Origin of the sequence: Plantactinospora sp. ZYX-F-223 (assembly GCF_039649625.1) — a bacterium.
Lineage (GTDB): Bacteria > Actinomycetota > Actinomycetes > Mycobacteriales > Micromonosporaceae > Plantactinospora.
The window spans coordinates 1-24,337 of sequence record NZ_JBDJAV010000028.1 but is presented as its reverse complement, the minus strand read 5'-3'; the positions used below and the strand labels follow the sequence as shown (position 1 = coordinate 24,337).

21 protein-coding genes are annotated in these 24,337 nt (G+C 72.6%); 8 read left to right on the top strand and 13 right to left on the bottom strand.

The annotated features are described in order from the left end of the window. Positions 1–13: 13 nt before the first annotated feature. From AAH979_RS26365 to AAH979_RS26350, 4 genes are read right to left on the bottom strand one after another with little or no spacing between them, the layout of a single operon-like run. Positions 14–1,579, bottom strand: a complete 1,566-nt coding sequence (locus AAH979_RS26365) for a lipopolysaccharide biosynthesis protein (protein ID WP_346260814.1) — start codon at positions 1,577–1,579, stop codon at positions 14–16. A 1-nt stretch (position 1,580) separates the two neighbouring features. Then, positions 1,581–2,474 carry a glycosyltransferase family 2 protein gene (locus AAH979_RS26360; RefSeq protein ID WP_346260813.1) on the bottom strand — a complete coding sequence of 298 codons (894 nt, stop codon included), beginning with the start codon at positions 2,472–2,474 and terminating at the stop codon, positions 1,581–1,583. A gap of 30 nt (positions 2,475–2,504) precedes the next feature. Beyond that, positions 2,505–3,722: a methyltransferase domain-containing protein gene (locus AAH979_RS26355; protein ID WP_346260812.1), complete on the bottom strand. Its 1,218-nt coding sequence runs from the start codon at positions 3,720–3,722 to the stop codon at positions 2,505–2,507. Beyond that, positions 3,719–4,750, bottom strand: a complete 1,032-nt coding sequence (locus AAH979_RS26350) for an SDR family oxidoreductase (RefSeq protein WP_346260811.1) — start codon at positions 4,748–4,750, stop codon at positions 3,719–3,721. The genes AAH979_RS26355 and AAH979_RS26350 overlap by 4 nt, the downstream gene beginning before the upstream one ends. A 179-nt stretch (positions 4,751–4,929) precedes the next feature. Between AAH979_RS26350 and AAH979_RS26345 the strand changes: the two genes are divergently transcribed. Beyond that, positions 4,930–6,159: a class I SAM-dependent methyltransferase gene (locus AAH979_RS26345; protein WP_346260810.1), complete on the top strand. Its 1,230-nt coding sequence runs from the start codon at positions 4,930–4,932 to the stop codon at positions 6,157–6,159. Here AAH979_RS26345 and AAH979_RS26340 read toward each other — a convergent pair. Further along, on the bottom strand, positions 6,099–7,133 hold the full coding sequence (locus tag AAH979_RS26340) for a transposase (RefSeq protein WP_346260809.1): 1,035 nt from the start codon (positions 7,131–7,133) through the stop codon (positions 6,099–6,101). The two genes, AAH979_RS26345 and AAH979_RS26340, sit on opposite strands and share 61 nt — an antisense overlap. A gap of 134 nt (positions 7,134–7,267) precedes the next feature. Here AAH979_RS26340 and AAH979_RS26335 point away from each other — a divergent pair, with 134 nt between their 5' ends. From AAH979_RS26335 to AAH979_RS26320, 4 genes are read left to right on the top strand one after another with little or no spacing between them, the layout of a single operon-like run. Next, positions 7,268–8,137, top strand: a complete 870-nt coding sequence (locus AAH979_RS26335; RefSeq protein WP_346260808.1) for a glucose-1-phosphate cytidylyltransferase — start codon at positions 7,268–7,270, stop codon at positions 8,135–8,137. Further along, the gene (locus tag AAH979_RS26330) at positions 8,137–8,772 is read left to right on the top strand and encodes a PIG-L family deacetylase (RefSeq protein WP_346260807.1); all 636 of its coding nucleotides are present in this window, start codon (positions 8,137–8,139) and stop codon (positions 8,770–8,772) included. The genes AAH979_RS26335 and AAH979_RS26330 overlap by 1 nt, the downstream gene beginning before the upstream one ends. Further along, positions 8,769–10,139 (top strand): polysaccharide pyruvyl transferase family protein, encoded by a 1,371-nt coding sequence (locus AAH979_RS26325; RefSeq protein ID WP_346260806.1) that lies wholly within the window; start codon positions 8,769–8,771, stop codon positions 10,137–10,139. Before AAH979_RS26330 ends, AAH979_RS26325 begins: the two co-directional genes overlap by 4 nt. Next, positions 10,139–11,482 (top strand): Coenzyme F420 hydrogenase/dehydrogenase, beta subunit C-terminal domain, encoded by a 1,344-nt coding sequence (locus tag AAH979_RS26320; RefSeq protein WP_346260805.1) that lies wholly within the window; start codon positions 10,139–10,141, stop codon positions 11,480–11,482. Before AAH979_RS26325 ends, AAH979_RS26320 begins: the two co-directional genes overlap by 1 nt. On the opposite strand, the gene AAH979_RS26315 is transcribed toward AAH979_RS26320, so the two are convergent. The 5 genes from AAH979_RS26315 to AAH979_RS26295 form a co-directional block, all read right to left on the bottom strand. Then, entirely contained in the window at positions 11,467–12,819 is a 1,353-nt protein-coding gene (locus AAH979_RS26315) for a hypothetical protein (protein WP_346260804.1), read from the bottom strand. The genes AAH979_RS26320 and AAH979_RS26315 overlap by 16 nt on opposite strands. Positions 12,820–13,071: 252 nt before the next feature. Then, the gene (locus AAH979_RS26310; RefSeq protein WP_346260803.1) at positions 13,072–14,295 is read right to left on the bottom strand and encodes an AI-2E family transporter; all 1,224 of its coding nucleotides are present in this window, start codon (positions 14,293–14,295) and stop codon (positions 13,072–13,074) included. 84 nt (positions 14,296–14,379) lie between these two features. Next, entirely contained in the window at positions 14,380–16,608 is a 2,229-nt protein-coding gene (locus AAH979_RS26305; RefSeq protein WP_346260802.1) for a hypothetical protein, read from the bottom strand. Between the two features lie 192 nt (positions 16,609–16,800). Further along, positions 16,801–18,069 (bottom strand): cell division protein DivIVA, encoded by a 1,269-nt coding sequence (locus tag AAH979_RS26300; RefSeq protein ID WP_346260801.1) that lies wholly within the window; start codon positions 18,067–18,069, stop codon positions 16,801–16,803. Between the two features lie 191 nt (positions 18,070–18,260). Beyond that, positions 18,261–19,304 carry a TIGR03621 family F420-dependent LLM class oxidoreductase gene (locus AAH979_RS26295; RefSeq protein ID WP_346260800.1) on the bottom strand — a complete coding sequence of 348 codons (1,044 nt, stop codon included), beginning with the start codon at positions 19,302–19,304 and terminating at the stop codon, positions 18,261–18,263. 202 nt (positions 19,305–19,506) lie between these two features. On the opposite strand from AAH979_RS26295, the gene AAH979_RS26290 reads away from it, so the two are divergent. Beyond that, positions 19,507–20,388, top strand: coding sequence for a phytanoyl-CoA dioxygenase family protein (locus tag AAH979_RS26290; protein WP_346260799.1), 882 nt, complete (start codon positions 19,507–19,509; stop codon positions 20,386–20,388). A 25-nt stretch (positions 20,389–20,413) separates the two neighbouring features. On the opposite strand, the gene mce is transcribed toward AAH979_RS26290, so the two are convergent. Further along, a complete protein-coding gene (gene mce / locus AAH979_RS26285) occupies positions 20,414–20,884 on the bottom strand; it encodes a methylmalonyl-CoA epimerase (protein ID WP_346260798.1) in 471 nt (156 codons plus the stop codon). A 67-nt stretch (positions 20,885–20,951) separates the two neighbouring features. Here mce and AAH979_RS26280 point away from each other — a divergent pair, with 67 nt between their 5' ends. Both AAH979_RS26280 and meaB read left to right on the top strand, forming a co-directional pair. Further along, complete coding sequence (locus AAH979_RS26280) at positions 20,952–22,151, top strand: acetyl-CoA C-acetyltransferase (protein ID WP_346260797.1); 1,200 nt, start codon at positions 20,952–20,954, stop codon at positions 22,149–22,151. A gap of 71 nt (positions 22,152–22,222) precedes the next feature. Further along, positions 22,223–23,167 carry a methylmalonyl Co-A mutase-associated GTPase MeaB gene (meaB, locus tag AAH979_RS26275; protein WP_346260906.1) on the top strand — a complete coding sequence of 315 codons (945 nt, stop codon included), beginning with the start codon at positions 22,223–22,225 and terminating at the stop codon, positions 23,165–23,167. A 12-nt stretch (positions 23,168–23,179) separates the two neighbouring features. On the opposite strand, the gene AAH979_RS26270 is transcribed toward meaB, so the two are convergent. Continuing rightward, positions 23,180–23,632 carry a DUF2000 domain-containing protein gene (locus tag AAH979_RS26270; RefSeq protein WP_346260796.1) on the bottom strand — a complete coding sequence of 151 codons (453 nt, stop codon included), beginning with the start codon at positions 23,630–23,632 and terminating at the stop codon, positions 23,180–23,182. Between the two features lie 314 nt (positions 23,633–23,946). Then, positions 23,947–24,337, bottom strand: a 391-nt coding sequence (locus AAH979_RS26265; RefSeq protein WP_346260795.1) for an RNA-guided endonuclease TnpB family protein, incomplete at its 5' end; no start/stop codon positions are given.

Here is a 24,337-nt window from a genome sequence, read left to right as displayed (position 1 = left end):
GAGGATCTGGTGCTCATCTGCCGGTGGCACCGCTCCCGGCGGTACGGCGGCGGGGGAGCCGGGCCAGCACCAGCCGGCGCAGCCGGGCGTCGGTGACCCAGAGCAGCACTCCGGCGGCCAGCCCGGCCGTCCCGCCCAGCACCAGCAGTTCGACCACCGGTCCGGCGTCCAGGCCGGTCCGGGCCACCACCAGCGGCACCAGTGCGGCGACCACCGCGGCCAGGATCGCCGGCACCGTCGGAGCGAGGAAGGCCGCGATCGACGCCCTCACGGCCCGGCGCACGGTGACCCAGACCGCGAGGGCGGTCACCACGACCTGCATCCCGACCCCGGCCAGCGCCACCGCGGTCGCCTCGGCCACGTCGCCGTACCCGGTGAAGAGGGTGCCGACGGCGGCCAGCGTCGCCACCCCGAGTACCCCCCGGGTCCAGAGGATCGCGGCGAGCTTGCCCGGCTGGCCGATCGCCTGGAGCGCCGGACCGAGCAGCACCCCGTACACGTTGACGGCGCCGAAGAGGCAGAGCAGCCGGAGCGGCACCTCGGTGCCGGCCCACTGCGGACCCAGCAGCGTGACCAGCGGATGCGCCGCCGCCGCCAGTACGCCGAGCACCGGCAGCCCGGCCAGCGCGCCGAGGTGCTGGAGCTGGCCCAGGTGTGCGGCCAGCGCGGCCCGGTCCCGCTGCAACCGGGACAGCGACGGCAGCGCCACCTGCTGGAGCGAGCGGACCGTCACGTCCACCAGCATGTCCGGCAGCCGGGCCGCCAGCCGGTAGATCCCGGTCGCCACCGGCCCGAAGAAGAGGCCGGTGAAGAGGACGTCCGCCTTGGAGCTGAGCATCAGGCCCAGCCCGGCGTTGGCCGAGTGGGCGGAGAAGACCAGCAGGTCCTTGATGCCGGCCAGCCGGGGCCGGCGGCTGGGCCGCCACGGGCAGACCCACCAGAGCACCACCAGGCCGACCGCCGCGTTCACCAGCTGCTGCGCCACCAGGGCCCAGATGCCCGCGCCGGCCAGCGCCAGCACCACCCCGACGACGCCACTGAGCAGCGAGGCGAGCAGGGTACGGATGGCGACCGCGCGGAACCGCAGCTCCCGGCGCAACACCGCCTCGGGCACGATGGAGAGGCCCTGCAACAGCACCAGCGGGGAGAGCGCGACGCAGATCGCGGTCAGCTCCGGGGCCCGGTTGGCCATCGCCCACAGCGGACTGGCGGCCGCGGTCAGCCCGCCGATCACCACCCCGGCCAGTACCAGCACCACGAACGCGCCGTCCAGGTGCTCCCGGGTGAGCCCGTCCCGCTGCACGATCGCGGAGACCAGCCCCTGCTGGATCAGCGTCTGCGCGACCGTGATGAAGACGGTGGCCATCGCCACCAAGCCGAACTCGCTCGGCCCGAGCAGCCGGGCGAGCAGGAAGGTGACCAGGATCGACGAACCGATCCGGCCGGCGGTGAGCAGGTACGACCAGCCGATCGCCGAGCGCACCCGACCGGCGCCGTCCGACGGGAGCGACGCCGGGTCATCTGCCGGGGTGCTGGCTGGCTGTTCCGGAGCCGTCCGGGCGGGCTGGAGCGCGGCCACCCTAGGCGCTGCCCTTCGCCGCGCTGGTACGCCGACGGACCAACCGGCGGCGCAGCCGGCCGAGCCGGACCCGGACCCGGCGGGCCCACCAGGTGGCCAGGAACGCCACCGCCGAACTGAGCCGGGTGCCGAGCGGCTCGGAGCCGGTGGAGAGGGTCCGCAGCGTCTCGGCGAGCATCCGCAGCCGGGGCGCCCGGACCCGCTTGCCGCTCTGGGCGAACCAGGCGAGTGCCGAGGCCGGGGTGGCGTCCTTCGCCTGCCGGGTGGAGGCGCCGTGCATCCGGCGCAGGAAGAGCGGCTCGGCCACCTCGTGGATCTCGCCGAGCCGGGCCACCTCGGCGATCAGCGTGTAGTCGGAGGAGAGGAACGGGCGGATCATCCCGGTCCGGCGCAGCGCCGACATCCGGAACACCCCGAAGTGCGCGTGGCAGAGGTTGATGTTCTTCGCCACTCCGGCCACCCGGCGCCACGGCCGCCGGTCGCGCAGGTCCAGCCGGTCGGCGTACGGGCCGATCACCTCGCCCGCCTCGTCGATCAGCACCGTACGCGGATAGGCGAGTACGGCGTGCGGCCCGGCCGCGTCCAGCGCCGCCACGCAGGTGCGCAGGTACGCCGGCAGGCAGACGTCGTCGTACGCCACCCACTTGAACAGCTCGCCCCGGGCCAGCTCCACCACCCGGGCGTAGTTGACGTGCCCGCCGAAGTTGCGCGGGTTGCGGTAGAGCCGGATCCGCGGGTCCTTCGCCGCGTACCGCTGGCAGATCTCCCAGGTCCGGTCGGTGGAGGCGTTGTCGCTGATGATGATCTCGAAGTTGGGGTAGTCCTGGGCGAGCAGGGCGTCGAGGCAGCCTTCGAGGTAGCGCTCGGCGTTGTAGAGGGGCACGCCCAGACTCACCCGTGGCGCTGGCTCCATCATCTCCTCCGCTCAGGCGACCAGCAGCTCGGCCCGCACGCCGAGCTGGCGCAGCGCGGCGTCGATCTCGTCCCGGTAGGCCGGGTTGGTGATGATCACCGATCGGGTGCCGGAGCCGGCGAGGGTGGCCGGATCCTGCACCTCGTGCCCGGTCACCGGCAGGTAGCGGCCCCACTTGCGCGGGTTGACGTCCACCACCGCGGCGAGTCGCCGGTCCGGGTCGGCCAGGTGCAGGAACTGCACCCCGCGCGAACCGGCCCCCCAGAGCACCGGCCGGTCGCCGGCGGCCAGCAGCCGGTCGATGGTGCCGCGCCAGCGCTCCCGTTCGGCGGCATGCCGGTCGGCGAAGCCGGCGATCGAGCCGAGCTGGCGGTCCCGGTCGGCCGGGCCCGGCAACTCCGCTCCGGGCAGCTCGGTGCCGGTCACCGGCGGTGCCGCGTTGACCGAGATCTCGACGTACCGGAACATGCCGGCGAAGAGCCGCCCGGTGGCGAGCACCCGCCAGCCGGCCCGCTCGACGATCCGGCACAGCGAGTACCCGTCGAAGTAGGAGACGTGCGGGTAGATCACCTCCCAGCCGGCGGTGGCCAGGTCGTAGCCGGCGTCCGGCACCTCCAGGTAGCCGTAGACCGGCCGGTCGCCGGCCAACTCGCGGAGCCGGACCAGGAAGGCGTACGGGTCGTCCAGGTGTTCGAACCAGTGCCGGGAGGTGACCAGGTCGAACTCGCCGGTGTCGGCGTCCAGCGGCGCGTGCCCGCGGTGGAAGGTCGCGCCGGACGGGTCCGGGCCGGGGGTCCCCGCGTACATCGCGTCGTAGCCGATGCCCTGGCAACCGGCGACGTGGCACAGCTCGCGGAGGAACTCGCCCTGGCCGCAGCCGACGTCCAGCACCGTGCCGCCGCGCAGCGGGAACCGCCCGGCGAGGTGCTTGACCAGTTCCGCCGAGAAGACGCCGAAGGCGGGCGAGTGGTGCAGGTTGGTGTCCATGGTGGTGTCGTAGACCAGAACGGCCGGGTCGAAGGCGAGGTTGCGCACGTACCCGCATTCCGGGCAGTACGCCAGCCACATCCGGCCCAGCGGGCTGGCCAACGCCTCGGCCCGGCTGGCCCAGTGCACGCCGCAGTAGACCGGGATCTCGCCCAGGTCGGCGAAGGGCACCAGGTCGTGCCGCCCGCAGGCCGTGCACCGGTGCACCGGCTGCCGTCCGCCGGAGCCGCCGGCACCGGTCACCGGGCCCTCCAGCGCAGCTCGGCGTCGAGCCGGCCGGCCTCGGTGAGCGCCCGGATCCGGCGCAGCCGCTGGTGCCGCTCGCCCTGGAACGCGTCGATGGTCAGCCCGTACCGCTGGTACGCCTCGACCAGCTCCTCGATCCCCTTGCGCACCGTCCAGCGGGGACGGAACCCGGGCACCTCGGCCGCGACCAGGTCACAGCTCACCCGGTAGTTGCGGGTGTCCGCCGAGGCGCCACCGGCGAATGTCACCCGGGAGCCCGGTACCACCTCGGCGACGAGTTCGGCGACGTCCCGGATCAGGTAGTTCTCGCCGGTGACCCCGATGTTGTACGCCCGGCCGTGCACCGTGGCCCGGTCCGCCTCCAGCAGGGCCAGGAAGGCCGCACAGATGTCCTCGGCGTGCACCAGGGGCCGCCAGGCCGAGCCGTCGGAGAGCAGCCGTACCTCGCCGGTGAGCAGGGCGTGCGCGGTGAGGTCGTTGACCACCAGGTCACCGCGGAGCCGGGGCGAGAAGCCGTACGCGGTGGCGTTGCGCAGGAAGACCGGGGAGAAGTCGTCGTCGGCGAGCGCGGCGAGGTCCTGTTCGGCCCGGATCTTCGACTCGCCGTACGGGGTGACCGGCGCGAAGCCGGCGGTCTCGTCCAGCGGACGGTCGTCGGTGCCCGCACCGTAGAGGCTGCACGAGGAGGAGAAGAGGAACCGGGTCACCCCGGCGGCCTTGGCAGCCTCGGCCAGCCGCACCGTCGACCGGTGGTTGATCTCGTAGGTCAGCTCCGGGTTGAGGTTGCCGATCGGGTCGTTGCAGAGCGCGGCGAGGTGGCAGACCGCGTCGAACCCGGCGAGGTGCTCCGGCCGGACGTCCCGCAGGTCCATCGCGAGGGAGGGCACGGCCGCCGGTGCCGGGCCGAGCAGGCAGTCGGAGTAGTAATCGGTGTCCAGGCCGGTCACGTCGTGCCCGGCGGCCCCCAGCATCGGGGTGAGTACGCCGCCGAGGTAACCATGGTGGCCGGTCACGAGAACACGCACGGCAAAGCTCCCGTCGTCGACCGGGTGAGAAGGCGAGTTTATGGGTGGCCCCCTGACCGGCCGGGCTATTGTCGGACTTTTTACTCAACCGCTCCCGCCGCGCCGGAGTGCTGGTTAGCGTGGCGCGCAGGCGGGCGGGCGCCGCGCCGGTATTCCGATCATATCGGGGTGGGTGGGGCATGACCGATGCCAAATGTCGGCTGTGTGCGGCGGTATTGACCGAAACGTTTGTCGACCTCGGCATGTCGCCGCTCTGCGAGAGCTATCTGGACGCCGACCGACTCGATTCGGCCGAGACCTTCTATCCCCTGCACGTCCGAATCTGTTCGAACTGTCTGCTCGTACAACTTCCGGCGTACGTGTCCGGAGAGGAAATCTTTTCCGACTATGCCTATTTCTCGTCGTATTCCGACTCCTGGGTGACGCACGCCAGGCGGTACGCGGACACGATGACCGAGGCGCTCGGTCTCGGGCCGGACAGCCTGGTGACCGAGGTGGCGAGCAACGACGGATATCTGCTCCAGCACTTCGTCGCCAGCGGCATACCGGTGCTCGGGGTGGAGCCGGCCGGCAACGTCGCCGAGGTGGCCCGGCGCCGGGGCATCCGGACCGAGGTGCGGTTCCTGGGCGCCGAGAGCGGTGTCGAGCTGGCGGAGCGGTACGGCCGGGCCGACCTGGTGGCCGCCAACAACGTCTACGCGCACGTGCCCGACCTGATCGGGTTCACCGCCGGGCTGGCCGCGCTGGTCAAGCCGACCGGGCTGGTCACCTGCGAGGTGCCGCACCTGCTCCGGCTGATCGAGCGCCGGCAGTACGACACCATCTACCACGAGCACTATCAATACCTGACGCTGCGTACCGCGATGCGCGCGCTGGCCACCGCCGGCCTGATCGTGACCGACGTGGACGAGTTGTCGTCGCACGGCGGTTCGCTGCGGGTGCACGCCCGGCCGGCCGCGGCGGCCGGGGAGCCGTCCGGCAACGTCAAGTCGGTGCTGGACGCCGAGACCGAGGCCGGGCTGCACACCGTCGCCGGGCACCTCGGCTTCACCGACGCGGTCTTCGACATCAAGCGGGAACTGCTCGACTTCCTGCTCACCGCCCGGGCCCAGGGCCTGCGGGTGGTCGGCTACGGGGCGCCGGGCAAGGGCAACACGCTGCTCAACCACTGCGGCATCCGAGCCGACCTGCTGGAATACACCGTGGACCGCAGCCCGCACAAGCAGGGGAAGTTCCTGCCCGGCACGCACATCCCGATCCACCCGCCGGAGCGGATCGCCGAGGACCGCCCCGACTACGTACTCGTGCTCCCCTGGAACCTGCGCACCGAGATCTCCGCGCAGCTCGCCTACGTGCGGCACTGGGGCGGGCGGCTCGTCTTCCCGATCCCCGCCCTGGAGGTGGTCTGATAACGCCTCCCCATCGCTGGAAGCCGGGGGATTTCTGGCTCGGACCGCACCCGAGCACCGTCTCGGAAGGAGGTGATCGCATGTCTTACGTCGTCGGCACCAGCACGGTCGCGTTCTGCCATGGTGAGGATTACCCTCGCGGCGTTCCGGTCGCGGCAGGCGGTGTGTCCGCAGGTGTCGCACCGGAAGACTCTGACCCCCAGCCCGAGGCGGTGCTTGGCTCTCGTACCGCACTGCGAGCAGGTCATCGTGGTGTAGGCGGGCGGCACCAGCACCACCTTCCGGCCCGCCCGCGTGCCACGGTTGATCAGTTCCCGCTTCGCGGCGCCGATCGCCGCGTCGGCGGCCTTGCGGGCCATCCGGGACCTGGCCAGGAATGTCGGCTTGAAGTCCTCGATGGCGATGGTCGCGTGGTTGTCGACGACCTTCTTTGCCCAGACCCGGGCGTCGTGGGCGTTCTGCCGGGCCGCCCTCCTTGCGACCCTCGCCGCCTGCCGCCTGGCCCGAAGGTACCCATTCGACGGCTTGACACCCTTCGCCCTGCGGCGGCGGGCCATCCGGCGCTGGAGTCTGGCCAGCTCGGCGGCGCACCGTTTCCGGTGGCCGAGGTACGGCAGGTCGTAGGCGGGGTCGGTAGTCGTCGCGGTCGTCGTGACGCCCCAGTCGACACCGATTGCGCCGTCGGCGCTCGGCCCGCCCCGTCCCTTCACTCTGAAGGAGTGCTGGAGGGCGAGGGCGTAGGTACGCAGCGTCTGCTGCTGGGCGACCTGGGACCCTTCCCACAACCACGACGAGCGGGCCCGCGCCCCGGTCAGCAACTTCGACAACTTGCCGAAGGTCGGCCTACGCCCGGTCTTGTGCTGGTGGACGGCCTCGTTCCACAGCCAGCGGCACCGCCCCCACTCGGCCAGCAGCGTGGCCCGCGCGGTCGCGCCGGGACGCAACCGGTAGGTGTACCGCACTGTCTCGTCCACGCCGGCAAGCATCCCAGCCGCATCCGACAGGTTTTGCCCCGCAGAGGAGTCGACGCCGTGTCGAAAACCACCACCACGCCCGACCGTCCTGTCCTCCCCATGGCTAACGCCAGGGGTTTTTCGGGCGGGTCTTGATGAAGGTCGTCCTCTTCTGCGGCGGCCTGGGGATGCGGATGCGCGAGGACGCGGCCTCCGCGCCGAAGCCGATGGCGATGATCGGGGACCGCCCGCTGCTCTGGCACGTGATGCGCTACTACGCCTACTTCGGGCACACCGACTTCATCCTCTGCCTCGGCTACGGCGCCGTCGCGGTCAAGGACTACTTCCTCCGGTACGACGAGACGCTCTCCAACGACTTCAGCCTCTCGATGGACGGCCGGGACGTGCGGCTGCACTCCGCCGACATCACCGACTGGAACATCACCTTCATCGACACCGGCCTCGGGGCGAGCATCGGCGAGCGGCTGATCCGGGTCCGCAAGTACGTCGAGGACGAGCCGATGTTCCTGGCCAACTACGCCGACACCCTGACCGACGCGCCGCTGCCGGAGATGGTCGACCGGTTCCGCTACACCGACGCGGTGGCCAGCCTACTGGCCGTACCGGTGCAGTCGACCCACCACGTCATCGACATCGCCCCCGGCGACCAGGTCACCCGGGTACGCCCGATCCGCGAGCTGATGCAGTGGGAGAACGGCGGCTACTTCATCCTGCGCCCGGGGATCTTCGACGTGCTGCGCGAGGGGGAGGACCTGGTGCCGCAGGCGTTCGACCGGCTGCTGCCGGAGCAGCGGCTGATCGCCCAGCGCTACACCGGGTTCTGGCGGGCCGCCGACACCTTCAAGGACCGGGCCGAGCTGGAGCAGCTCTACCACTCGGCCCGCTGCCCGTGGATGCTCTGGGACGCCAACCGCAACCGGGGCCGCCGGCCGGCGACCCTGGAGCCGGTGCTCGCCGCCGCCGGTAGCGCCGGGGGAGCCCGCGAGCTGGGGCTGACGGGCTGATGATGCCGCTGCGCCTCTCCGCGGCGCGTTCGGTGGTGTTGCTCGGGGCACATCCGGACGACATCGAGATCGGCGCCGGCGGGCTGCTGCTCGCCCTCGGCGACGTACCCGGGCTCCGGGTGCACTACGTGCTGCTGACCGGCAGTCCCGCCCGGCAGGCCGAGGCGCGGGCGGCGGCCGCGGCCTTCCTGCCCGGCGCTCGGCGGAGCTTCGCCCTGCACGACCTGCCGGACGGCCGGGTGCCGGCCCGGTGGGGCGAGGCGAAGGAGATCGTGAACGCCGCCGCCGCGACCCTGAACGCCGATCTGGTGCTGGCGCCCAGCCCGGACGACGCGCACCAGGACCACCACACACTCGCCGCGCTGGTGCCCACGTCGTTTCGGGACGCCACGGTGTTGTACTACGAGATCCCCAAGTGGGACGGGGACCTGGGCCGGCGCAACGTCTATCTGCCCCTGACCGAGGAGCGGGTACGCCGCAAGGTCGAGCTGCTGCACGCGAGCTATCCGTCCCAGAAGGCCCGGGACTGGTGGGACGACGAAGTCTTCCTCGGGCTGGCCCGGCTGCGGGGGATGGAGTGCCGGTCCCGGTACGCCGAGGCGTTCCGGTGCGAGAAAGCGGTGATCGAGCAGTGACCGAGGCGAGCGAGACGACCGAGGCGAGCGAAGCGCCCGAGGCGAGCGGGACGACCGGGTCGAGCGCCCGAACCAGGGCCCTGTCGGCCTGCCTGTTCGGGGTGCCGGGCGCACACCTGAACCTGGGGGTCGGCGCGCTGCGGGCGGCCACCCTGGGCGGACTGCTGGCCCGGGAGCCGGGCGCGGACGTGACCGTCTTCGACGACGGCTGGGGGCAGCGCGCCGGGCACACCTTCGTGGCCGGCCGGCCGGTGCCGATCTCGCTGGCCGGTGCCCGGCACTCGCGCCGCTACCACCGGCCGGAGTCCTACCTCAACATGCGGATCAGCGCGGCGCTGGGCGGGCTCGGCAACGCCGGGCTGGCCCGGATCGACGCCGCCGACGTGGTGTTGGACGTCAGCGGCGGGGACAGCTTCAGCGACATCTACGGCGAACACCGGTTCCGCACCGTGGCCTGGCCGAAGCGGCTGGCGCTGCTCCGGCGCCGCCCGCTGGTGCTGCTGCCACAGACGTACGGGCCGTTCCGCTCGGCGCGGCTGCGGGCCGAGGCGGCGGCGCTGGTCCGGGGCGCGCGGATGGCCTGGGCCCGGGACCCGGAGAGCTACGGCGCCCTGGCCGACCTGCTCGGCCCCGACCTCGACCCGACGCGCCACCGGGAGGGCGTGGACGTGGCCTTCGCGCTGGAGCCGAGGGTGCCGGACGAACCGGCGTACCAGCGGTTGGCCGGGTGGTTCGAGGCGGATCCGGGGCCGGTGGCCGGGATCAACGTCAGCGGGCTGATGTCCCGGCCGGAGGGCCGGGTCCAGTTCGGACTCGCCGGGGACACCTCCCGGGTCGCCAACCGGCTCTGCGAACGCCTGCTGGAGCAGCCGGACACCCGGGTGATCATCGTCCCGCACGTGCTCACTCCCGGCGGGACGGACGACGACCGGGTGGCCAGCGAGCGGCTCTACGCCGCGCTCGCCCCCCGGTACGGCGACCGGGTCGCGCTCGCCCCGTCCGGGCTGGACCCGCACCAGAGCAAGTGGGTGATCGGGCACACGAGCTGGTTCTGCGGGATGCGGATGCACTCCACGATCGCCGCACTCTCCTCCGGGGTCCCGGCGGCGGTGGTGGCGTACAGCGACAAGGCGCGGGGCGTCTTCGCCAGTGTGGGGCAGCGCCGGCACGTCGCCGACGCCCGCCGGCTCGCCGACGACGCACTGCTCGACGCGCTCTGGACCTCCTGGACCGGCCGGGTCGAGACCGCAGCCGAACTGGCCGTCCGGACTCCGGCCGCCGTCGGGCGGGCCGCCGCCCAGATGGACGAGTTCGTGGCGCTGGCCCGGGCCGAGCGGGACCGCCGGGCGCCGGCCGGGGTGCGCTGATGCTGCGGCCCCGCACGGTGCACGACGTGGCGTCCGGCAAGCTCTGCACCGGGTGCGGGGTCTGCGCGTACCTGGCGCCGGACGAGGTGCGGATGGTCGACGTGCTCGACCACGGCCGGCGGCCGCTGCCGATCACCCCGGTCGGGGCGGCGGGCAGCGGCGCGACGGCGGCGCTGGACTGCTGCCCGGGGGTGCGGCTGGGGCACGGCAGCAGCCGGCCGGCGCCGGGCGAGATCCCCGAGCTGCGCCCGGCCTGGGGACCGGTCCGGGCGATCTGGGAGGGGTACGCCGCCGACCCGGCGATCCGGTACGCCGGCTCCAGCGGCGGCGTGGCGACCGCACTGGCCGGACACTGCCTGACCGGCGAGGGGATGGCCGGGGTGCTGCACATCGGCGCCCGGGCCGACGTGCCGTACCTGAACGAGACCCGGCTGTCCCGCACCCCCGCCGAGCTGCTCGCCAACGCCGGCTCCCGGTACGCCCCGGCGAGCCCCTGCGACCGGCTGGACCTGGTCGAGTCGGCCGAGGCGCCGTGCGTCTTCGTCGGCAAGCCCTGCGACGTGGCGGCGGCCCGGATGGCCCGGCAGGTCCGGCCGGAGCTGGACCGGAAGCTCGGGCTGACCATCGCGATCTTCTGCGCCGGCACCCCCACCACCCGGGGCACCCTGGAGATGCTGGACCGGCTCGGGGTGGCCGACCCGACCCGGCTGGAGTCGGTGCACTACCGGGGCGCCGGCTGGCCCGGATCGGCCCGGGCCCGGCTCGCCGACGACCCGCCCCAGCTGCGCCGGGAACTGAGCTACGCCGAGTCCTGGGGCGACATCCTGCAGAAGCACCGGCAGTGGCGCTGCTACCTCTGCGCCGACCACACCGGCGAGTTCGCCGACGTGGCGGTCGGCGATCCGTGGTACAGGCCGACCGGCGACGACCCGGGCCAGTCCCTGGTGCTGGCCCGTACCGAGCGGGGCGTGCGGCTGGTCGAAGCCGCCATCGCGGCCGGGGCGCTGGTACTGACCCCGGTCAGCGCCGGCATCCTGCCCGCCTCGCAGCCGAACCTGCTCCGGGCCCGGGGTGCGGTGTGGGGGCGACTGCGCACGCTGCGGGCCGCCGGCCTGATGACGCCCCGGCTGCGCAACCTGCCGATGGCCGGGATCTGGTGGCGGCACCTGTCCACGGTCGAGAAGCTCCGCTCCACCCTCGGCACCCTGCGCCGGATCGGCCGCAAGCGGCTACGTGAACCGGCCGTGCTGGAGGCGTACCGGCCGCCGACCCGGGACGGGGCGCCGGCTGTTCCGGCACCCGGGCCGGCCCCGTCGGCCGACTCCGCTCAGACCACCGGCTGACCGTTGTCGAAGTAGACGTTGGTGGCCCGTTCCCAGATCACCCCGGGTCGGTTCCAGCCGGAGACCACCCCGTACCGGTAGTCGCGGCCGTACTTGTTGTTCCGGAACAGGATGTTGGAGCCGATCAGCCGGGGACTGATCCCGATCGAGTAGTTGCCGCCGTTGCAGTAGTTGTCCTCGAAGGTCAGGTTGGTCAGCGACGGGCTGGTCTCCGAGCCGATGGTGAGGCAGGAGTTGAACGGGTCCCGGGTCACCGGGTTGTACGACAGCAGGGTGTTGTGCCGGATGATGATGTTGTTGCCGCCGGTGCTCTGCAACACGTCGTTGTGCGAGCCGGCGACCCGGGCCAGGCTGTGCAGGTACGAGTCGAAGATCCTGGTGTTGTCGGCCAGCCGCGGGCCGTCGATCATGTTGTAGACGTTGCCCCGGCGCAGCGTGTAGTTGCCGCAGCAGATCGAGGCCGAGTTCTTCGCCATGCCGTTGATCTCGACGTCCTGGATCAACAGGTTGGTCGCCCCGGCCAGGGTCCGGATCGAGTACGTGGTGCTGTTGCAGGTGATCCGGGACCGCAGGATCTGCACGTTGGCGGCGGCGACGGTGACGCAGCCGACGATGTTCAGCCCGCTCACCACCTGCCCGGCGGTACGCAGGCTGAGCGATCCGGAGTTGCGCAGCGCCGTACCGGCCGGTACGCCGGTGTTGCCCGGCCCGGGCCAGTACGTGATCGGGGTGGGCGGCGCGCTGGCCGGGGCGTACGGCGGCCGCTGCGCCATCGCCCGGGAGTCGGGATCGGGGTCGGGTGGCGGCATCGGCCCTCCGGTCGGACCGCTCGGCCCCTCGATCCGGTACGGCTTTCCGTCCTGGGAGGACTCGACGATGGTGGCCGGGTTGCCGCCGGTCTGCCGGAACGCCTGGCGGCACCCGTTGACCCGCACCCGTAACGCCGAGTAGCCACCCGGCACCACGCCGTCGGTCCCGGCCGAGGTGCATCGGATCTCGGTGTCCTCGATCAGCGTGCCGACCACCCCGGACCGGATCACGATGGCGGCGGCGCCGCCGGTGCGTACCTTCACCCGCCGGATGGTCACGTTGTCGGCCGCCACCTCGATCGGGCGGTCGACCGTCTGTCCCCAGAGGACGGTGCCGGGCTGGTCGAGCACCATCGGCGCGGCCCGGACCGGCTGCCCCGCGACGTTGAGCACGAGATAGCCGCTGGCGGCGAGGAGGGCGGCCGTGACGCCGAAGATCCCGATGACGGTCGCGCGGCGCCGGTCGCGGTGTGGCTGGCGGACGGGATTCGCTGGCTCGATCGGAGGTTCGGCGTTGGTGTCAGTCACGGCTACCCCCCACGGGCGCGTCGCACACGGGCAGGGGCCGCCGCTCGTGCGCGACGAGGCGCCCACCGCCGATTCGGCCGGTCCGCGCCGACTCCCCCCGAGCCGACACGATCGCGCGATCGAGCCACCTTCCCAGCTCAGGAGGGGTGCGATTCCGATCGTCTCGATCTACTGGCCATGAATGAATACTACAAGCCGTGTTGAAGGGGTTACTATTCTCGATTCAGACGGATTGCGGACAGAAGTTGCGGCTCACCGGTGTTGCTGCCGGGGCAGCACCACCTCGCGGAGCACCAGTTGGATCGCGGCCACCGCCGGGATGGCCACCAGCGCGCCGATCACCCCGAACAGGGCCACCCCGAGCAGCGCCGCGACGATCGCCGCCACGTCGTTGACCTGCACGGACCGGCGCATCACCCGGGGATAGACGAGGTAGTTCTCCACCTGCTGGTAGATCAGGAAGAAGACCACGCAGGCGATCCCGGTCGGCACGTCGGTGGCGAAGCCGACCAGGCTGATCACCACCGCTCCGATGGTCGCGCCGATCTGCGGGATGAGATCACAGATCGCCACCACCACGGCGAGCGCGAACGGGTACGCCAGGTCGACGACGATGGCGAAGACGAAGGTACTCACCCCGGCCAGCAGCGCGATGGCCAGCGCCCCCACCATGTAGGCGCCGACCTTGGCGAGGATCTCGTCGCCGATCAGCCGGACCCGGTCCCGCCGGGTGGCCGGGACCAGGCCGTAGCCGAGGTCGCGGAGCCGGTCGAAGGTGGCCATGAAATAGATGGTCAGCACGATCACGGTGACGATGTTGAAGACCGCGCCGAAGATGAACCCGGCGGCGCCGAAGACCCCGCCCAGGGCCCGGGTGATGTTCTCCGTGGTGGCCGCCGACTCGATCTTGCCCGCCAGGTCGTACTGGATGATCAGGTCGTTGACGGTGTCGTTGCGGCGCAGTTGGGTCACGTAGTCGGGTACCTGCCCGATCAACTCACCGGTCTGGCTGACGATCGGCGGGACCAGCGCGTACACCGCGCCGGTGATGACCGCGAGCAGGGTCAGGGTCACCGCCGCCACGGCGAGGCCACGGGGCAGCCCCCAGGACCGCAGCCGGACCACCGCCGGGTGCAGGCCGATCGCCAGGAAGAGTGCGATGAAGACCAGCACCAGCACCGAGCCCGCGTTGCGGACCGCGAGGAAGATCGCGTACGCCAGCAGCACGCCCAGCCCACCGGTGAGCCCGACCAGGAACGGGCTGAGCCGCAACGGCTGGCCGGGCCGGCCGAACCGTCCACTGCCGGCGGACCCGGTCGCGCCGGCACCGGGATCCGGGTCGCTACCGGCTGGCTCGGTGGCGACCGGGCCGGCATCGGCCAGATCCCCGTCGACCGGGCCGGCCGGCCGGGGCACGTTCTCCGGGGCGTCGCCGTCGCGCCGCTCGTCGTGCACCGATGGCTGCTCGCTGCCCACCCTGACCTCCCCCGACTGATCGTCTCGGCGAAGGTTAACGGGCCGGAGCAACGGCCGCGACGGGACGGGCCGGTCCCGGTCCGGTTAGTCGGAGTCGACGGTGACCTTGTTCGACTTGGTGCCCTGGTCCTCGACCGTCGGCTTGCCGCTGCGCTTCCCGGAGTCGCCGGTGCTGGTGATCCGGGTCGGCATCGGTTCCCGGCCACCGGTGCCGGGCACCGCGGCCACGGTCGGCTCGCCGTCGATGCTGCCGCCGTCGGCTCCGCCGGTCACCGGCTCGGTCACCCGGGTCGCCCCGGACTTCCCACCGCCTGTCGATCCGGCGTGCTGGTCGGCGGCAACCTGCTCGGCGGCGGCCTCGACGATCTGCTGCATGTCCGCCTCGGCCTGTGCCAACTGCTGCTCGGCCTGCTGGGCCGACTGCTCCGTACCGGTCAACCGGTCCCGCTCACCGGCGAGCTGGTCCCGCGCGGCGGCCAACTGCCGCTGGATCCGGTCGGACTCCTGGCGGGAGGCGACCGTCTCCTGGCGGATGTCGGCGAGCGCCTGCTGCGCCTCGGCGATCTCCTGCATCACCTCGGCCAACTGCTGCCGGCCGGCCGCCGCCTCCTGCTGGGTACTCGCCAGGTGCTGCTGCGTGGTGGCCAGGTGCTGCTGCGCGGTCGCCATGTACTCCTCGAACTGGCGGCGGGACGTCGCGGCCTGCTCGTCGGCCTGCCGCTGCAACTCGGTGAGGCGCTCCTCGGCCTCCCGCCGGATCGCCACGGCGTGCTCGTCGGCCTCCCGGCGTACCCGCTCGGCGTACTCGTCGGCCTCCTGGCGGACCCGGTCGGCGCCGCCCTCGATCTCCGCCCGGCGGGTCTGGTACGACTCCTCCAGCTCTGCCCGGCGCTGCTCGAACTGCTGCTCCAGCTCGGCCTGCCGCTCCTGGAACTGCTGCTCCAGCTCGGACTTGCGCTGGTTGAACTCGCGGTCGGCCCCGGCCCGGTAGGCGGCGAGTTCCTCCTCCAGCGCGGCCCGGCCGGCGGCGAGTTCCTGCTCGGCCGCGCTCCGCAGGGCGGCGATCTCCGCCTCCGCGGCGGTACGGCGCCGGTTCACCTCCTGCTCGACACCGGCCCGCCAGGCGCCCAGCTCCTGCTGTGTCTCCGCCCGTACCTTCTGGGCGTAGTCCTCGACCTCGGCCCGGGACTTGCGGACGTACTCCGCCGTCTCCTCGTTGATCCGGGTCGCCTCCTGCTGGGCCTTGGCGTGCGCCGCCTGCCCGGCCTCGCGGAGCTGGGTGGCCTCGTGCTTGGCCTTGGCGTGCAGTCCCTGGCCGGCCTCGCGCAGCCGGGTGGCCTCCTGCTTGGCGATCTCGATCATGCGGTCGGCCTCCTGGCTCGCCGCGTCGGTGAGCCGCTGCGCCTCCTGCTGGGCCTTGACATGCGCCGCCTGTCCGGCCTCGCGCAGCCGGGTCGCCTCCTGCTGCGCGGCGTCGCGCAGCCGGTTGGCCTCGTGCTGGGCCGCGTGCCGCAGCCGCGCGGACTCCTGGCGGGCCCGCTCGACGACCTGCTGGCTCTCCCGCTCGGTCCGCTCGGTCAGCTCCCGGGCCTGCTGGTTGGTCAGCTCGGTGAGCCGGTTCGCCTCCTGCTCGGCGGTGTCCCGGAGCTGCTTCGCCTCCTGTAGGGCCTTGGCGTGCGCCGCCTGGCTGGCCTCGCGCAGCCGGTTCGCCTCCTCGGCGGCCCGGTTGCGCAGCTCGGAACCCTCCTGCTTGGCCTTCTCGAACGCGGCCTGCGCGGCCTCGCGGAGCCGGGTGGCCTCCTCGGCGGCGGCGGTGACGGCGGCGTCCGCCTCGGCCCGGCGGGCCGTGTTGACCTTCTCCTCCTCGGCGCGGCGGGCGGCGAGCGCGAGTTCGAAGTCGCGCAGCGCGTCGGCGGCCTGCGCCCGGGCGTCCTCGAGCACCTGCTCCGCCTCGGCCCGGCGGGCCTCGATCTCCTGGAGCGTGTCCCGGTGGATGATCTCGGCCTGTTCCTCGGCGAGCGTCAGGATCTGTTCGACCACCGGACCGAGGTGCCGGAACGACGCCCGGTCGACCACGCCGACCTGCCGGCGTACCGCCGTAAGGTCGCGTTGCAGCACCTCGACCTGCCCGGCCAGATTGTGGATCTGGGTGTACGCGTGCTCACGCTGCGCCGCCAGAGTGGCGATCTCGTTTTCGGCGCGAGCGACGTATCGGTCCACCTGCCCCTTGTCGTAGCCCCGAAAGGCCGGCTCGAAGCTCGGCTCCGTAGCCACGTCCCCGTTCAGGGCAAACAGTTCCTCGCCGTGCGACATACTCCCATCCTCACACGCGGTGGCTGGTTCTGCGGCGATACCCGGCGGGGCTGATGGGACGAAGCTCACTGGTGGTGACATTGCCCGACCTATCGGACCGTACGCCGGGCAGCACTTGGGGCCGTACCGGAAGTTCCGGTACGGCCCCGGCCGTGCTGCTGCCCCGCAGTCCGACCCGCGAGCGTCGTCGGGTCAGCTCGTCGCGTCGGCGGGAACCCGCTCCTCCGCCTCGGTCTTCTCGTCGGTGGCCGCCTTCGGCGCCTCCGGCTTGGCGGCTGCCCCACCCACGCCCGGCACGATGCCGGCCAGGCCGGAGAGCATCTGGCCGAGCTGCGAGGTGACGGCGTCCTTCTGCCGGGTGAGGTCCTCGACCTCGCGGCGAGCCGCCTGCGTGGTCAGGTCGGCTTCGGTACGCGCCTCGGTGAGCAGGCGGTGCGCCTCGGCGCGGGCCTCGTTGAGGGTCTTGTCGGCGAGCGCCTTCGCCTTGTCGATGGTCTCGTTGGCGTTCCGCTCCGACTCCACCCGGCGGGCCTCGGCGCGCTGCTCGATCTCCTTGGCGCGGTCCTGTGCGGCCCGGGCCCGCTGCTCGGCCTCGGCGACCAGCTTCTGGGTCTGGGCGACCTGGGCGGCGTGCCGCTCCGACTCCTCGCGCTCGGCCTTCTCCCGGCGCTCGGCGAGCTGGAGCTCCAGCGCCTGGAGGTCCTTGTCGCGCTTGTCCCGGGCGTCGGTGAGCAGCTTGGTCGCCTCGGCGCGCTTCTCCTCGGCCTCCCGGGCCGCCTTGGCGCGCTGCTGGGTGATCTCCCGCTCGGCGGTGGCCCGGAGGGTGGCGACCTCCCGCTCGACGGTGGACTTCAACTCGGCGACCTCGTGCGCGGTCACCGTACGGAGCTGCTTGGTCTCCCGCTCGGCGTCGGCGCGCAGGGTGTCCGCCTCCCGGCGGGCCTGCACCCGGACCTCGGCGGCCTCCCGCTCGGCGGCGGTGCGTACGCTGCCCGCCTCCCGCTCGGCGGAGGCCTTCATCGCGGCGGCCTCGGCACGGGCCTTGTCGGTGATCTCCCGCGCCTCCAGCCGGGCGGCCGAGAGGATGCCCTCCGACTCGCGCTTGGCCTCGCCGCGGTGGTCGTTCGCCTGCTCCTCGGCGAGGCGCAGGATCTGCTCGACCCGGGTGCCCAGGCCGGAGAGGGTGGGGCGGTTGTTCTCCTCGAGCTGCTTGTTGGTGTCGGTGAGCTTCTGCTCGACCGACGCGAGCCGCTGCTCGGCCTGGCGGAGCCGACGCTGTGCGTCGTTCATCCGCTGCTCGGCCTCGGCACGGGCCTGCTCGGACTGGTTCAGAGCGGCGTTCAACCGGCCCAGGTGGCTGTTGACCTGCTCACGGTCGTAGCCGCGCAGGGCAACCGTGAAGTCTGGCTGCGAGTTCGCGTTGTCGAAGAACGCGAGAGGGGAGGACTGCTGCTGGGGCATTGGGACATACTTGCAGACTTACCGGGGTGCTTCGCAAGGCCCGAGCCGTACTATCGCGCCCAGTTCACAAGGTCAACTCAACCCGCCGGACGACGATTCTGTTTGCCGGTTCTACCGTCCCCGAAGGACCTCCGGACAGTGGTGTCGGGGCCGGTTCCGCACCGCGGTGCCGCGGAGGGGATCCGGTGCGGTCATCGTCCCGCCAGCCGGGCCACGATCGGGGCGGCGGCGTCCAGGTTGCCGCCGAGATGCAGATAGCTGACCCCGTACCGGTCGCGGAGCGCGAGGAGCTTGTCGACGCACTCGTCCACGCTGCCGTGCAGCACCGCCGGCGAGCCGGCCAGTGCGGCCGGGTCGACTCCGCGGGCATGACTGGACGAGGCGTGGTGCGCGACCCCCCGGTGCACCACCCGTACGTCGAACATCCGGGACTGGAACTCCAGGTCGGCCGGGTCCCGCCCGGCGGCCGTCGCGGCGTCCCGGGCCCAGGCCACCTTCCGGGCGAAGCGTTCCGGACTCAGCTCGGCGACCGCGGCCAGCGGGTCGACGTCCGGGGCGAGCCGCGGGTTGATCCCGACGATGTCGGCGCACCGGCCGGCGAGTTCGAGGATCCGCCGGCTGCCGCCGCCGACCAGTAGCGGGGGATGGGGGCGCTGCACCGGCTCGGGCAGCCCGAGCAGTCCGCTGATCCGGTAGTGCCGGCCGGTGAAGTCGACCGGCTTGTCGCCGAAGAGCCGGAGCAGGATCTCGATCGACTCGGCGAGCCGCCCGACGCGGACCGCCGGGGGGTCGAACGGCAGCCCGGCCGCGTCGTGGTCGTCGCGCAGCCAGCCGGCACCGAGGCCGATCTCCACCCGGCCGCCGGAGAAGACGTCGAGGTTGGCCAGTGCCTTGTGCAGGAGTACCGGATGCCGGAAGTCGTTGCAGAAGACCATGCCCAGCACCCGGAGCCGGGTGGTGGCCTCGGCGGCCACCGTCATCGCCACCAGCGGGTCCATCGCCCAGCCGCCGGTGAAGTGGTCGGAGACCGAGACGGAGTCGAAACCGAGGGCCTCGATCCGGCGGATCTCGTCGCGCCACCGCGCCGCCGGCCGGTCCAGCCCGGGCATCGCGGCGGTGAACCGGAACGGGCGTACCCCGGCGGGAGCGGCTCCGGCCGGGACGGCGGACGACCCGGTACGCGGGGCCGGCGTCGCCGGGGTGGCGGCGGGCGCGAAGGGCTGCGCGGGCGGCATCGCCCGACTCTATGTGCCGCCGGGCGCCGCACCCGGCCTTTCCAGCCGGGTACCGGGGCGAAGTCGGATTGTCGACACGGGCCCCGGCCCGACCGGACGGCGCATTCCGGGCCGCCGGCTCGCGGCCTACCGTGACCGCTGCGCAGACCCAGCGTGATCCGCTGGGCACCAGACCTACCGGGAGCTACCGCAGGAGGCCGCAGTGACGGTGCTGCACTTCGACTCGCCGATGTCCGACGACGAGCGTCGAGCACGGCTCTTCGCCGGGGACCTGTTCGTCTACTCGCCGACGCCGCACTCGATGGCGCTGGTCGCCTTCGCCCGGCAGATGACCGAGACCGCGTTCGCGCCGCACTTCCCGCCGGAGGCCCAGCACCACCTGGCCGGCCCGGACTACGTCTCGGTGCTGGCCGAGCTGAAGCCCAGCTTCATCAACCACCCGCGCAGCGCCGAACTCGTCCGGGGGCTCCTCGCAGACCTCGGCGCCGACCCGGTGCAGACCTACTTCGACGTGCCCCGGCTGCGCTCGATGACCAGCGAATACCTCAACGCGGGGCTGACGCTCCAGTTCGAGCCCCACCGGGACACCTGGTTCTCCGCGCCGATGTCCCAGCTCAACTTCTGGATCCCGGTGTACGAGGTGACCGAGGCCAACGTGATGGCCTTCCACCCGGGATACTTCGACACCGGGGTGCGGAACAGCTCCCGGGACTACAACTACGCGCAGTGGGTGGCGCACGGCCGGACCACCGCCGCCGCGCAGGTGCACGCCGAGACCCGCAAGCAGCCCGGGCTGGAGCAGGAGCTGGAGCGGGAGCCGGACCTGCGGGTCATCACGCCGCCCGGCGGGGTGCTGGTCTTCTCCGGCGCCCAGCTACACACCACCGTGCCGAACACCTCCGGCCGGACCCGGTTCTCCATCGACTTCCGCGCGGTCAACCTGCACGACGTGCGGGCCCGGGCCGGTGCCCGCAACGTCGACTCGGAGTGCACCGGCACCACCCTGGGCGACTTCCGCCGGGCCACCGACCTGGCACCGCTGCCGGCCGAGCTGGTCGAGTCGTACGACACCGTGCCGGCCTGAGCCGGCGCCGCCCGCCCGACCCGGGTCAGGAGGCGGCGGGTTCGACCAGTTCCACCAGTACGCCGCCGGCGTCCCGGGGATGCACGAAGTTGACCCGGGAGCCGGCGGTACCCCGTCTCGGCGTCTCGTAGAGCACCCCTACGCCCCGGTCGCGCAGAGCCGCGCAGGCGGCGTCGATGTCCGCCACCGTGTACGCGACCTGCTGCACCCCCGGGCCGCTGCGGTTCAGGAACTTCGCGATGGTGGAGTCCGGGCCCAGCGGCGCCAGCAGTTGCACGCAGCCGCCGGCCGGTGTCGGCCCGACCCGGAGCATCGCCTCCCGGACCCCCTGCTCGGGGTTGGTCTCGGTGTGCACGCAGCGCATCCCGAAGACCCGTTGGTAGAACTCGATCGCCGCGTCGAGGTCAGGCACGGCCACCCCGACGTGATCGATGCCGAGCAGGCCGATGCCTGTGAGATAGTCGGCAGTGGGGGTACCCGGGCTGTCGTCGTCCACCAGGATAGTCTGACCTAACCGACGTTAAGGTGCTCCGCCAGGTCCCCCCCCGGAGGCGACAGTTCCCATGGCATCCGTGATCGTCAACGGCGCCCGTACCCCGATGGGTCGGCTGCTCGGCAACCTCAAGGACTTTCCGGCGACCACGCTCGGCGGCATCGCCATCCGGGCCGCCCTGGAGCGCTCCGGGGTCTCCGCCGACCAGGTGCAGTACGTGATCATGGGGCAGGTGCTCCAGGCCGGCGCCGGACAGATCCCGGCCCGGCAGGCGGCGGTGGAGGCGGGCATTCCGATGTCCGTACCGGCGCTCACGATCAACAAGGTCTGCCTCTCCGGCCTGGACGCGATCGCGCTGGCCGACCAGCTCATCCGGGCCGGCGAGTTCGACATCGTGGTGGCCGGCGGCATGGAGTCGATGACCAACGCCCCGCACCTGCTGCTCGGTCAGCGGGCCGGCTACAAGTACGGCGACGTGACCGTGAAGGACCACATGGCGCTGGACGGCCTTACCGACCCGTGGGACTGCTGCGCGATGGGCGAGTCCACCGAGCGGCACAACGCCCGGCACGCGATCAGCCGGGCCGAGCAGGACGCCTTCGCCGCCGCCAGCCACCAGCGGGCCGCCGCCGCGCAGAAGAACGGCGCGTTCGCCGAGGAGATCGTCCCGGTGACGGTGCCGCAGCGCAAGGGCGACCCCTTGGTGATCAGCGAGGACGAGGGCGTACGCCCGGACACCACCGCCGAGTCGCTGGCCCGGCTGCGCCCGGCGTTCACCCCGGACGGGACCATCACGGCCGGCAGCTCCTCGCCGATCTCCGACGGTGCCTGCGCGGTGCTGGTGATGAGCAAGGCGAAGGCGACGGAGCTGGGGCTGACCTGGCTGGCCGAGATCGGCGCGCACGGCAACGTGGCCGGTCCGGACAACTCGCTGCACTCGCAGCCGGCGAACGCGATCCAGCACGCGCTGCGCAAGGCCGGGCTCGGCGTCGGCGACCTCGACCTGATCGAGATCAACGAGGCGTTCGCGCAGGTGGGCGTCAAGTCGATCCGGGACCTCGGTGTCTCCGGCGAGATCGTCAACGTCAACGGCGGTGCGATCGCGCTGGGCCACCCGATCGGGATGTCCGGGGCCCGCCTGGTGCTCACCCTGGCAGTGGAGCTGCGCCGCCGGGGCGGCGGTACGGGCGCGGCGGCGCTCTGCGGCGGCGGTGGCCAGGGCGACGCGCTGATCGTGCACGTGCCGGGGCAGGCCGGCGGGCGGGAGTGACGGCGGCGTCGGCCGCGGACCGGCCCGCGCCGCAACCGGCCGGGTCGGTGCGGCGCAGCCGGGACGTGCCGATGCTGGTGGACCGGGCCCGGCAGGGAGACCCCCGGGCGGTGGCCCGGCTGATCACCCTGGTCGAGTCCGGTGACGAGCTGCTGCCGCAGGTCGCGGCGGCGCTCGCGCCGTACACCGGGCGCGCCCAGGTGATCGGGCTGACCGGTTCACCCGGGGTGGGGAAGTCGACCACCACCAACGAACTGGTCCGGGCGCTGCGGGCCCGGGACCACCGGGTCGGGGTGCTCGCGGTCGATCCGTCCAGCCCGTTCACCGGCGGGGCGATCCTCGGCGACCGGGTCCGGATGCAGGACCACGCCACCGACCCCGGCGTCTACATCCGGTCCATGTCCAGCCGCGGACACCTGGGCGGGCTGGCGGCGGCCACCCCGCAGGCGGTCCGGGTGCTGGAGGGGGCCGGCTGCGACGTCGTACTGGTGGAGACCGTCGGGGTCGGTCAGGCCGAGGTGGAGGTCGCCTCGCTGGCCGACACCACCCTGGTACTGCTGGCGCCGGGGATGGGCGACGCGATCCAGGCGGTCAAGGCCGGCATCCTGGAGATCGCCGACGTGTTCGTGGTCAACAAGGCCGACCGGGACGGCGCCGACGCCACCGTGCGGGACATCAACGGCATGATCGCACTGGGCGAGCGCGGTCCCGGGCAGTGGCGCCCGCGCGTGGTGCGCGCGGTGGCGGCCCGGGGCGAGGGGATCGACGACCTGGTCACGGCGGTGGAGAAGCACCACGGCTGGCTGGTCGAGCGCGGCGAGCTGCGCCGCCGCCGGGAGGCCCGGGCCGCCGCCGAGGTCGAGGCGATCGCGCTGGGCACGCTCCGGGACCGGATCGGCTCGCTCCGCGCGGGTACGTCGCTCGCGGCGCTCGCCGCCCGGGTGGCCGACGGCTCGCTCGACCCGTACGCGGCAGCCGGTGAGCTGCTGGACCAGCTCGGCCGGGCCACCGGCTGACGGCGCTGGCGGTCAGGGGTGCAGGACGGCACCCTTCAATACCTTGTCGACGGCGTTCTTCGGCCCGTGTACGGCCAGCCCCACCAGGTCGAGATGGTCCCGCCCGACCGCCCGGACGGCGGCCCGGTTGTCCCGGTCGTTGCCGGTGCCGAAGAGCTGCTCGGTGAAGACGGCGACCCGCATCCCCCGGTCGACGGCCCGCCGGTGCGCGCCGACGAGGACGTCCCGGCCGCCGGTGAAGACCAGCACCGGCTGGCGGAACATCGGCAGGTAGCGGGTGCCGTCGGCGTCCAGGTAGTCGGCGCCGAGCAGCTCCGGCTCCGCCCCGGCGACACCGCTGGTCAGGAACGCCGTGACGTTGAGCCGTTGCCAGGTCGCGAGGTCGTCCCGGAGCAGTATGGCGATCTTGGTGTCGAAGCGGACCCGGGCCGGCTCCGGCCCGGCCGTCGGGGCGGCTGCGGTCATCGAGGATCCTCCTTGGTCGGTCGTCGGATGGATCCTGTCCCGGTCCCGGCCGCAGGTCTTGTACGTTCCTCGCACCCGTCCGGCCCGGCCGCGCTCCGCCTCGCCGCCCGTCGGCCACCGGTCGCCGGTCGCCGTGCGCCGCGTCACCCGTCGCCGGCTCGCGGGCCGGACCCGACAGAGCCGAGAATGTGTCAGTTCCGCCGCTGGTTTGCCCACGGCGGATAGGCTCCGTCAACGCCGACGGCGCCGTACAGGCCGTCGCGAGCGAGGGGGAGAAGGAGGGGAGAGAGACGAGATTGACATCCTTCACCGCCCTAGAGGGCGGCGACTCCCTTGGTCGCCCTTGGGTTTTCCTGCTTCGATGCCGACTGCCTCGTCCGGGTATCCGCCCGTTGAGGTCTTACACCGGCTCCACAGGCCGTAACGGAGAGCCCCTCCGCCAGAATGTTGCGGGCCGCGTTGACGTCGCGGTCGTGGATGGTCCCGCACCGGCAGGTCCACGTCCGTACGTCCAGCGGCATCCGCTGCGCAGAAGCACCACACGTCGAGCAGAGCTTGGACGACGGGTACCAACGGTCGACGACGACCAGGTCCCGGCCGTGCCAGTCGGCTTTGTATTCGAGCATGGTGCGGAACTGCCGCCAGCCGGCGTCGCTGATGGCGCGGGCCAGAGGGCGGTTTTTGACCATGTTACGCACGGTCAGG